19 protein-coding genes are annotated in these 9,427 nt (G+C 58.1%); all 19 read left to right on the top strand.

What is annotated here, in order from left to right; all coding sequences use genetic code 11:
- Window positions 1-2: 2 nt before the first annotated feature.
- The 19 genes from GKE73_RS02595 (at window position 3) to GKE73_RS02520 (ending at window position 9,380) form a co-directional block, all read left to right on the top strand.
- Window positions 3-431 carry a hypothetical protein gene (locus GKE73_RS02595; RefSeq protein WP_230368978.1) on the top strand — a complete coding sequence of 143 codons (429 nt, stop codon included), beginning with the start codon at window positions 3-5 and terminating at the stop codon, window positions 429-431.
- A 157-nt stretch (window positions 432-588) separates the two neighbouring features.
- Entirely contained in the window at window positions 589-1,020 is a 432-nt protein-coding gene (locus GKE73_RS02590; protein ID WP_230368977.1) for a gp16 family protein, read from the top strand.
- Entirely contained in the window at window positions 1,008-1,463 is a 456-nt protein-coding gene (locus GKE73_RS02585) for a Mor transcription activator family protein (protein WP_230368976.1), read from the top strand. Before GKE73_RS02590 ends, GKE73_RS02585 begins: the two co-directional genes overlap by 13 nt.
- 52 nt (window positions 1,464-1,515) lie before the next feature.
- On the top strand, window positions 1,516-1,881 hold the full coding sequence (locus tag GKE73_RS25305) for a DUF2511 domain-containing protein (protein ID WP_376767258.1): 366 nt from the start codon (window positions 1,516-1,518) through the stop codon (window positions 1,879-1,881).
- Between the two features lie 115 nt (window positions 1,882-1,996).
- The gene (locus tag GKE73_RS22240) at window positions 1,997-2,131 is read left to right on the top strand and encodes a hypothetical protein (RefSeq protein ID WP_280954710.1); all 135 of its coding nucleotides are present in this window, start codon (window positions 1,997-1,999) and stop codon (window positions 2,129-2,131) included.
- Window positions 2,132-2,167: 36 nt separating this feature from the next.
- Complete coding sequence (locus tag GKE73_RS02580; RefSeq protein ID WP_312854534.1) at window positions 2,168-2,521, top strand: N-acetylmuramoyl-L-alanine amidase; 354 nt, start codon at window positions 2,168-2,170, stop codon at window positions 2,519-2,521.
- Window positions 2,521-2,733: a DUF7940 domain-containing protein gene (locus GKE73_RS02575; protein WP_230368974.1), complete on the top strand. Its 213-nt coding sequence runs from the start codon at window positions 2,521-2,523 to the stop codon at window positions 2,731-2,733. The genes GKE73_RS02580 and GKE73_RS02575 overlap by 1 nt, the downstream gene beginning before the upstream one ends.
- 53 nt (window positions 2,734-2,786) lie before the next feature.
- Window positions 2,787-3,350 (top strand): hypothetical protein, encoded by a 564-nt coding sequence (locus GKE73_RS02570; RefSeq protein WP_230368973.1) that lies wholly within the window; start codon window positions 2,787-2,789, stop codon window positions 3,348-3,350.
- 31 nt (window positions 3,351-3,381) lie between these two features.
- Window positions 3,382-3,600, top strand: coding sequence for an Acb2/Tad1 domain-containing protein (locus GKE73_RS02565; RefSeq protein ID WP_230368972.1), 219 nt, complete (start codon window positions 3,382-3,384; stop codon window positions 3,598-3,600).
- A gap of 197 nt (window positions 3,601-3,797) precedes the next feature.
- A complete protein-coding gene (locus tag GKE73_RS02560; RefSeq protein WP_230368971.1) occupies window positions 3,798-4,172 on the top strand; it encodes a hypothetical protein in 375 nt (124 codons plus the stop codon).
- Complete coding sequence (locus GKE73_RS02555; RefSeq protein WP_230368970.1) at window positions 4,169-4,480, top strand: hypothetical protein; 312 nt, start codon at window positions 4,169-4,171, stop codon at window positions 4,478-4,480. Before GKE73_RS02560 ends, GKE73_RS02555 begins: the two co-directional genes overlap by 4 nt.
- Window position 4,481: 1 nt before the next feature.
- The gene (locus GKE73_RS02550) at window positions 4,482-5,051 is read left to right on the top strand and encodes a DUF3486 family protein (protein WP_230368969.1); all 570 of its coding nucleotides are present in this window, start codon (window positions 4,482-4,484) and stop codon (window positions 5,049-5,051) included.
- 214 nt (window positions 5,052-5,265) lie between these two features.
- Window positions 5,266-5,712 (top strand): hypothetical protein, encoded by a 447-nt coding sequence (locus GKE73_RS02545; RefSeq protein ID WP_230368968.1) that lies wholly within the window; start codon window positions 5,266-5,268, stop codon window positions 5,710-5,712.
- Window positions 5,713-5,729: 17 nt separating this feature from the next.
- The gene (locus GKE73_RS02540; RefSeq protein ID WP_230368967.1) at window positions 5,730-6,677 is read left to right on the top strand and encodes a hypothetical protein; all 948 of its coding nucleotides are present in this window, start codon (window positions 5,730-5,732) and stop codon (window positions 6,675-6,677) included.
- Between the two features lie 18 nt (window positions 6,678-6,695).
- Window positions 6,696-6,977 carry a phage portal protein family protein gene (locus GKE73_RS26435; RefSeq protein WP_230368966.1) on the top strand — a complete coding sequence of 94 codons (282 nt, stop codon included), beginning with the start codon at window positions 6,696-6,698 and terminating at the stop codon, window positions 6,975-6,977.
- Window positions 6,978-7,012: 35 nt separating this feature from the next.
- Window positions 7,013-7,840, top strand: coding sequence for a phage portal protein family protein (locus GKE73_RS02530; protein WP_312854343.1), 828 nt, complete (start codon window positions 7,013-7,015; stop codon window positions 7,838-7,840).
- 86 nt (window positions 7,841-7,926) lie between these two features.
- Entirely contained in the window at window positions 7,927-8,247 is a 321-nt protein-coding gene (locus tag GKE73_RS22235; protein WP_280954709.1) for a phage portal protein family protein, read from the top strand.
- Window positions 8,237-8,443, top strand: coding sequence for a putative phage head morphogenesis protein (locus GKE73_RS02525; RefSeq protein WP_230368965.1), 207 nt, complete (start codon window positions 8,237-8,239; stop codon window positions 8,441-8,443). The genes GKE73_RS22235 and GKE73_RS02525 overlap by 11 nt, the downstream gene beginning before the upstream one ends.
- The gene (locus GKE73_RS02520; RefSeq protein WP_230368964.1) at window positions 8,436-9,380 is read left to right on the top strand and encodes a phage head morphogenesis protein; all 945 of its coding nucleotides are present in this window, start codon (window positions 8,436-8,438) and stop codon (window positions 9,378-9,380) included. Before GKE73_RS02525 ends, GKE73_RS02520 begins: the two co-directional genes overlap by 8 nt.
- Window positions 9,381-9,427: the final 47 nt, after the last annotated feature.

The raw sequence follows: 9,427 nt of genomic DNA, 5'->3' as shown, positions 1-9,427 counted from the left end.
ACATGAAACTGACCAAAGAGCAAAAACAGGAACTGATCGAAAAGCTATCCCATCCGTTGGGCCAAGTTAGGTTGTTATGTGATGGCTACAAAGTGGATCTGGTTGTGGAGCGCACGTCGGCACTCGGTTTCAAGATCGTTACCTATGTCAACGGCTACTGGAAAGGGGAATGGATGTCAGCTGACAAGCCCCACCCAGAGCAGAAATTCATGAACAAGAAATTCAAGCCCTACGTGAGCAAGGCAAAACTCGCCAAGTTGGAAAAAGAAGTTGGTAAGCGCGTATTCAAAAAGCACATCGCAGATGACCCCTTTTACACAGGTGGGATCACGCTCTATGACGTGACCTGGGCAAGTGGCCGCACTGCCATCAACCACCTGTGCAAGGTCTGCGACTCCATCCAGATCGCACCGGAAGAAGTCACCGTTTAGAACCCGGTGTCGAGCCTGCGTTACAGGCTCCGCAACGTGTTTTAACCCTCAATGCAGCCGTGACCGGCCAGCCCCGATCCACTTACTGGGGTGCCGTCCTCTGATAAAGCCGGCATGGCCGGTCACGCGTGCATTGAGTCTGACCAGGAGAAGAATAATGACAGACCGACGCAAGGCGATGATCTCCAAGATTCATATCGCCAAGCAGCAGCTGCAGATGGCGGATGACAGCTATCGGGCCATGCTCGCCCGTCTGGCCGAAGGCAAGACCAGCAGCACCAAGCTGACCTTGCAGCAACTGGATGACGTACTGGCCGAAATGAAGCGCCTTGGCTTTGTGCAAAAGACAGTGCGAAACATCGGTAAACGCCCTAATCCCCAAGATGACCGCAAGCGCTACATGGCCAAGGTTGAAGCGCTGCTGGCTGACCAGAAACGGCCATGGGACTACGCCGATGGAATGGCGCTCCGCATGTTCAAGGTTGAGAAGGTGGCATGGCTGGATGATGACCAGCTGCGCCGGTTAATGATCGGGCTGGAAATCGATGCCCGCCGCCATGGGAAAGGGACTGAAGCATGGGAAAAGTAAGAGAGGACGCGATTCTACGTGCCCAGCACCTGCTACCGGAAAACGCCCGCGAGTTGGTGCGGCTGATCAGCCTGCCCATGACGATGAAGCTGGTCGACCTGCTGGGTGGCACCCATTTCCCCATTCCTAAAACCGCCCGGCAGGAAGGCCAGTATTTTTCGGCGCTGGCTGAGGTGGTGGGAGTGGATGCAGCCCGAACACTGACCAAACACTACGGGAACACGCGGTTATACGTACCGAAATGCGCCGCCGCGTTGCGGGCGCTACGTGATGCAGAGATCCGGGCAGACTATGACAGACACTGCCGGGAGCTGGGACATAATGCCACTGTCAATAATATACTGGTGCCAAAGTTCAAACTGTGTGACCGCCGGATCGAAGAGATTTTGAGCAAGGCCGACGAGCTGCTTCCTGAGAACGTCCCCCAAGGTCAGCTTTTCTGATAGGTGCTGGTAAGGAGAATATTTTGAGCCCGGTGTACGTTTAATTATTGTCGTGATTCTTGGATTGGTATGTCTGACGGCGTTTAAGTCGTGTGCTAGAAGTCTTTCTTCTTCATCTACATCCTCAGCACATGAATCATCTGAACAGGTGAATAGCGCTGAGGTATCTGCCGCAAAAATGGGTAGCCAATGGCCCCTCACTGTTGATCATGGATGGGTATCGTGCGAACGCGGCGGCGATACGCTGGTCTTCACGGATGACTCTGGTAAAAAATGGGGGATCAACGGGTTTGCCATCTCGCAGTATGGAAGCATTGATCCGATTGTTGCGTCGAATGGATCGAATAGCACTGACGGCGGACCAAATAAGAAGCCACTCGCTCCGCTTTTCGATCTAGCACAAAGCCTTTGTAAGTAACCGACTCAAACCCCGCTACCCAGCGGGGTTTTGTTTTTACCGAACTCCTTCCCAATCCGTCCGTCCCGCCTGAATCCCTACGATAGCCCTCATGTTTTCAGCATGAGGAGGCATGATGCCCCGCGCTATCAACTTGATCGTCATTCACTGCTCGGCCAGCCCGAATGGCAAGCAGCTGGCCAAGAATGGCCAGACGGCCGCCGCCACCATTGACGTTTGGCACAGTACCCGTGGTTTCCACCGTCAGTAAGCCGCTGTCGCTGCGTTTAACCCTACTTTAAAGTCCATCGGCTATCACTTTGTGCTGGATACCGATGGCAGCAAATCTACCGGCCGTGGTCTGGATGAAGTCGGTGCCCATGTCTCCGGTTTCAACGCCAACTCCATCGGCGTCTGCATGGTCGGCACTGACCAATTCACGTTGCTGCAATGGCAAGCGTTGACCAGCCTGATCAAAGCGCTGGCGGCGAAGTATCCGGCCGCGCGCATTGTTGGTCACCGTGACCTGTCGCCCGATAAAAATCACGACGGGATCATCGAACCGACTGAGTGGCTGAAGACCTGCCCCGGCTTCAACGTCGCAGAGTGGCTTAAAGGTGGAATGAAGCCGCTGTCCGGCAAGATTTTGGGGGGCGTGTAATGCGCTTCGATCCAATCGCCCCGGTCTGGCACCGCCTGTGGTCCATCCGCTTTGCGCTGCTGTCCGCTGTGTGTGCTTTGGTCTCCGCGTTGCTGCAAACCGGCACCGATCTGCTGCCGGTTTGGCAGGCCGCGTTACCCCCAATGCCGTTTGCTGTCCTGTCGACGGTGTTTGGCTTTCTGTCTGCCGTGAGCCGTGTGGTGCATCAGTAAGCGACGCGGCAATTGCTGGCCGACCTGCAAGCCGACGACAAGGACCAGACAGCATGAATCTTCCTTCCATTTCCCTGCTGCCGTGGTGGGTCAAACCGCTGGCCATCGTCACCGTTCTCGCTGGTGTCGGCTATGGCATCTACCACACCGGTTATCAAGCGGCGGCGCCTGACTGGCAAGACAAGCTGGACAAGCAAAAGGCGGATTACGAGTCGACCTTGCGCCAGACGGCTGAGGCCAAATCCCGCGAACTGGCCAAGGCGGCTTCCGATACCCAGAAGTACGCCCAGCTGGCTCACCAGTTAGGCGTCACCTTGCTGGCCACAGAAAGCCAGCTCAAAGCCAAACAGCAACAAATCAAGCAAAGGATTCCCGATGCGATACGCATGGATGGTCAGCATTGGACTGGCCTTGGCCCTGTCAGCCTGCGCCTCTACCAAGCCGAACTCGGCTACGGAACCGCAGGTGATCCGAGTCTGCCCGAAACCCAGCCCGGAGATGCTGCAAAAGCCGATCAAGCAGCCCCGGTGCCGGGTTATCACCAGAAGACATCCTGGCTCACGCCAGTGATTACGGTGCCTGGTGCGGCGCGCTGGAAGCGAAGTTTGACAGCCTGATCACGTTTCACACTCAAGCATCGGAGACGCCATGACTCAGCTCCCACCGGCGGACCTTGGCGTCCGTCAGAACGAACAAGCACAACTGCTGGATGACCTGTCTGAAGCCACCCACCGTCTGGAAAAACTGATCCAGCGGATTCCCCCGCTAGGCGGGAATCGCCAGCTGGCCATGGAAGCCACCAAGCGGTTTGAGGAGGCAAAAATGTGGATCGACAAGGCGACGACATCCTTTGATGGATCAATTTGATCGAGCCAAGAAACTGGAGCTGGAAGAGCGCGAAACAAGGATCGCGGAGCACCAGGGCGATGGTGCCATCCGGTAAGCCTTCCACGCACTGTGTTGATTGCCCTGGGCGAAATCCCGAAAGAGCGTCAGGCCGCTGCACCCGGCCTGCGTTGCACACGTTGTCAGAGCGCCGTTGAGCGCCGAAATGGGGGACCACGGTGAAGGTCACTGTTGAGTTTTGGTATCTGGTCGGCCTGCTGTTGGGCTTTTTGGGCGTGGTTTTCACCTTTGGCAAGCTGTTGCTGGGGGAGATTGAGAAACGTCTGGATCAGCGATTCGAGACGATTGATAAGGCCAACAAGGATTCCAGTACGCATTGGGATGAACGCTTTTCTGCGCTGTTGGAACAGAACCGGCGCGAGGCTGAAGGCTGGAAAACCATCGAAAAAGACTTCCTGCGCTTCCAGGCTGAATTGCCGCTGCAGTACGTGCGCCGGGATGACTACGTCCGCAACCAGACCGTGATCGAAGCCAAGATCGATTCGATCGCCCTCAAGATTGAAAACGTCCAACTGAAAGGACTACAGCAATGAATATCGATGCCGCCAAAGTTCGTCGCGAGAGCATGCGCTGGTATCTGGTGCTGGCCCTGTATAACGCCCGGCCAGAGGAACTGGTCGAGGATGTCATTCAGGCGACCATGCGCGTCATCATCCCGGATGTGTCGCCACTGGAAGTGCGCAAGGAACTGGAGTATCTGGTCGACCGAGCCATGGTGAAGGTCCGCAAGGAACCGTCTGGCCGCTGGTGGGCCGATATCACCCGCTATGGCGTGGATCTGGCCGAGTACACCATCGACTGCCAGCCCGGTATTGGTCGACCGGAAAAGTACTGGAACTGACATGGCGGCACGCACTAGCGTTTCCATGCTGCCATCAGCCGTGCGTGAGTGGCTGGATCAGTCCTTGGTTGAAGGTAATTTCAGCGGCTACCGGGCGCTGGAAGAAGCCCTGCGCGACAAGGGGTTTGCCATCAGCAAATCCGCTATCCATCGCTATGGCCAGAAGATTGAACGACGTTTCGCTGCCATAAAGGCCAGTACTGAGGCCGCCCGACTGCTGACGCAAGGCGCCTCGGACGATACCGATGCCCGCTCCGAGGCGGTGATCGCTCTGGTGCAGACCGAGTTGTTCGACTCCATCGTCAACCTGCAGGAGGCCAGTGACGAGGATGTCTCCAATGAAGACCGCATTGCTTTGCTGTCCAAGGTGGCCAAGAACATTGCCACGTTGAGCCGGGCCAGCGTCAACCAGAAGAAATTCCGGCTGGACGAACAGGCCCGCATCGAGCAGAAAGCCCGTGAGGCGTTGCTGGCCGAGCAGGAAGAAAAGCTGGAAGAACTGCGTGGCTCGGATGGCATGAGCGAGCAGATGGAAAACAGCATCCGCCGCATTCTGTTGGGTAAAGAATGATGGCCGAACAGGAACACGCCCCGTTAAAAGCCTTGGGCAGCCCGCGCAAGATTAACCTGGCCGAAGAGATGGAGCTGGCCGGGGTGGTGGTGCCGCAGGACGTGGCCGAGGCCATCCCGGAGAATCAACCGGTTTTACTGCCGTACCAACAGCGCTGGTTTGAGGACGAGTCCCAGATCATGATCGCGGAGAAGTCACGCCGTACCGGTCTGACGTGGGCGGAAGCCGTAACGTGGTCAAGGCAGCCAGACCACGGCGCCGCCAAGGCTGCAATACCTTCTATGTCGGCAGCAAAAAGGAAATGGCGCTGGAGTACATCGCCGCCGCTGCATTGTTTGCCAAAGCCTTCAATGAGCTGGCGCGGGCCGATGTGTATGAGCAAACCTTCTGGGATGAGGGCAAGCAGGAGGAAATCCTCGCCTACATGATTCGCTTCCCCAAGTCTGGCTTCAAGATTCAGGCGTTATCCAGTCGTCCCTCCAACCTGCGCGGTCTGCAGGGCGATGTGGTGATTGATGAAGCGGCTTTCCACGATTCACTCGCAGAACTACTCAAGGCCGCGCTGGCCCTCACCATGTGGGGTAACAAGGTTCGGCTGATCAGTACCCATAACGGTGTCGAAAACATCTTCAACGAACTGATTCAGGAAGCGCGGGCTTAAGCAAGAAAGATTACAGCGTGCATCGCATCACGCTGGATGATGCCATTGCCGACGGCCTCTATAAGCGCATCTGTTATGTCACCGGTCAGACCTGGTCAGCCGAAGCCGAGAAGAAATGGCGCGATGACCTCTACAAGAATGCCCCGAACCCCGAGTCGGCCGACGAGGAGTACGGCTGTATCCCCAAAAACAGCGGCGGCAACTGGCTATCCAGCCTGCTGATCGAAAAGCGCATGTCGGCTGACACGCCGGTGCTGCGCTACGAGTGCCCCCAAGGCTTTGAACTGGAGCCTGACTATGTGCGCGAGCGCCATTGCCAGGACTGGATTGATGAAGTGCTCCAACCGGAGCTGGACAAACTTCCCAAAGATGTCCGCAGCTTTGACGGGGAAGACTTCGCCCGGAGCGGTGACTTGTCGGTCCATGTGCCGCTGATCGAACTGCAGAACCTGGTGCGGCGCGTGCCGTTCATTCTGGAAATGCGCAACGTGCCCTTCCGCCAACAAGAGCAAGTCACTTTCCATCTGCTGGATGCCCTGCCGGGCTTTGCCGGGGGTGCCTTCGATGCGCGGGGTAACGGCCAGTTTCTGGCCGAGGTGGCCATGCAGCGCTACGGCGCGGATCGCATCCACCAGGTCATGCTGTCCGAAGGGTGGTACCGGGAGAACATGCCGCCGGTCAAAGCCGCGCTGGAAGACGGCGATCTGGATGGCCTGCCGAAAGACAAGGATGTGCTGGCCGACCTGCGGGCAGTGCAAATCATCAACGGGGTGCCGCGCATCCCGGACACCCGGACCACCGGCGAAGACAAGGGAAAGCGCCACGGTGACGTGGCCGTTGCGGTGGCCTTGGCCCGGTACGCGGCCCGCGTGATTGATGCCGCGCCACTGGCAACCAAAGGCTACAAGGGCATCGGCCGAGGACAGTTTGCGGCATCAGCCCGATTCGGGCGCGGCACCTGGTAACAACGAGGAATGCAAAACATGGCGCGAATTCTTGGGCCAGATGGCCAGCCGATTGACATTGGCCTGTTAAAAACCACCATCGCCACCCCGACCACCACCGGGGTACGGCAGATCATTGCCTCTGCCAGCCATGGCCTTGACCCGGAATTGCTGGGTCACATGCTGCGTCAGGCGGTGAACGGTGATGCCAGCGCCTACTTGCGGCTGGCCGAGGACATGGAAGAGAAGTACCTGCACTATGGCTCCGAGTTGTCGACTCGCAAGCGTGCCCTGGTTGGTCTGGAGCTGTACGTCGAGTAGGCGATGATGCCGCCAGTCAGCAGGCCGCCGCACTGGTGGAAGAAGCGCTGGCCCCGATCAGTGAAAACCTGTTCGATATTCTGGACGCCATCGGCAAGGGCTTCAGCGTGCATGAGATCGACTGGGAAACCAGTGCCCGGCAGTGGATGCCGCGTGGCTTGTCCTATCTGCAACCGTACTGGCTGCAAACCCGACGCGAAGACCCGGAAACCCTGTATCTGCGCTCGGATACCAACATCTACGGCGATCCGCTGGCCCCCTACAAATTCATCACCCACAAGGTCAAGGCCAAGTCGGGCGTACTGATCCGGGGCGGTCTGGCCCGCATGGCGTGCTGGGCTTTTCTGTTCAGCAACTACGCGATCAAGGATTGGGTCACGTTTGCCGAGGCGTATGGCCAGCCGCTGCGTGTCGGCAAATACGATGTCTCGGCCACGCCGCAGGACATTGAAACCCTGCTGACGGCCCTGCGTAGCCTCGGCACGGATGCGGCCGCTGCCATTCCCAAAAACATGGAAATCGACTTTGTCGACGCCGGTAATAAAACCGCCTCGGTCGATATCTATGCCCGCCTGACGGAATACTTCGACAAGCAGACCAGCAAGATCGTCCTTGGCCAGACGCTTGCCACCAACACCGGCGGAAGCAGTGGCGGTGGCGCCTATGCCTTGGGCAAGGTCCATAACGAAGTGCGCGAAGACATTCTGGACGCCGACGTCAAGCAGCTGGAAGCCACGCTGGTCCGCGACTACGTCAAGCCGGTGGTGGACCTGAATCTGGGGCCGCAGAAAAAGTACCCGGCCATTCGTTTGCGGATTAACAAACCGGAAGACCTGACCGCATTGGTAAGCCGTGGTGGATAAGCTGGTGCGTGCTTAAGCCTGCCGGTCGGTCAGGAGTCCACCTATGAGCGCTTCGGTCTGGAACGCCCCAAAGAGGCGAAGCGCTGATGGTTCCGGTTGATGTGCCAGCCCCTCAGACCCAAGCGGCGATGAATCACTATCGGGCGACTAACGCCTTGCAGCCGGGACCGGCTGACCCGATGGCACCGCTAATTGAACAGCTTACCAACGAGACTACCGACCCGATGGAAGCCATTCTTCAGGTCATTCGCCAAGCACTGGCCGATGCCCCGGATCTGGCGTCGTTCCGGGCGTGGTTGATCAATGGGTTTGGTGACTTGCCTACCACCGAGCTGCAGCGGGTAATGAACACCGCCTTTAGTCTGGCAGAGCTGGCCGGTCGTTATGAGGTCCGCCATGGCCGATGATGCGTTGCTGGGCGCGGTGTTCAAGCAGCCGTGGACGGTTCAGATGGACTACTTCCGGCAGAAGCTGAACCTGCCGACTGCACAGTGGACCGACATCATGAAGGCCCAGCACGACCGTTCGTTCGTCGTGGCCGGGGCTATGGCCAGCGATCTGCTGGAGGATCTGCGGCAGGAAGTCGATAAGGCCATTGCTTAGCCAGTCGACGCTGGAAGATTTCCGGGCCGGGTTTGACGACATCGTCGCCCGGCATGGTTGGGACTATAAGGGTGGTCGAAACTGGCGAACCCGCGTCATCTACCAGACCAATCTGCAGACCAGCTATGCCGCTGGCCGTTACCAGCAGCTGACCGACCCGGACATGCTGAAAGCGCGGCCGTACTGGCGCTACCGGCACTCCGATTCAGTCCTGCATCCACGGCCGCAGCATTTAGCACGGAACGGCCTGATCCTGCGAGCCGATGATCCGTGGTGGCAAACCCACTATCCGCCAAACGGTTGGGGCTGCCAGTGCACGGTCTACGGCGTCTCCGAGAAAGAACTACGCGAGAAATACGGCAAGACTGGACCTGACACAGCCCCGGCCATTCAGTACGTCGAGCAGGACACGCCAGATGGACCGGTGTCCGTTCCCGACGGCATCGACTACGGGTGGGACTATGCCCCGGGACAAGCGAACCTTGGCCGCCTGCTGCTGGACAAGGCCGCGACAACGTCCGCCCGGATCGGGGCGGCAGCCATTCAGAGCGCAGTCGACAACATTCAGGCACTGGACAAGATCGTCCAGGAACGCTGGCAACCGCTGGTCCAGCAGATCTACCCGGACCCAGCGGGCTACCGGCCAACCAAACGGCGCATCCATATTGGCGGACTGTCACCGCAACTGGTCGACAAGATTGAGCAGGCCACCGGCGAGTCATTGGCCACGGCAGTGGTATCGGTCGATGACAGCGAGGTGAAACATGCTTTGCGGGATACGGGGGCCAAGGCAGACAAGCGGATTACCCCGGACGATGCCATGCAGACAATTATTGGCATGTGGGAGCCTGAACGGGTCTATCAGCAGGTAAGCAATGACCAGCTTGAGCCGATCTATCTAGCGGTATGGAAAGCCCGGATGAGAAGCGGTACGTAAAAGCCGTGATCAATGCAAATTACCGCGTGAAAGACAAGGATCGGAAC

The organism is Paludibacterium denitrificans (genome assembly GCF_009707705.1).
GTDB lineage: Bacteria > Pseudomonadota > Gammaproteobacteria > Burkholderiales > Chromobacteriaceae > Paludibacterium_A > Paludibacterium_A denitrificans.
Note: the sequence above shows the minus strand (reverse complement) of the source record. Positions and strands in the feature narration are given on the sequence as shown.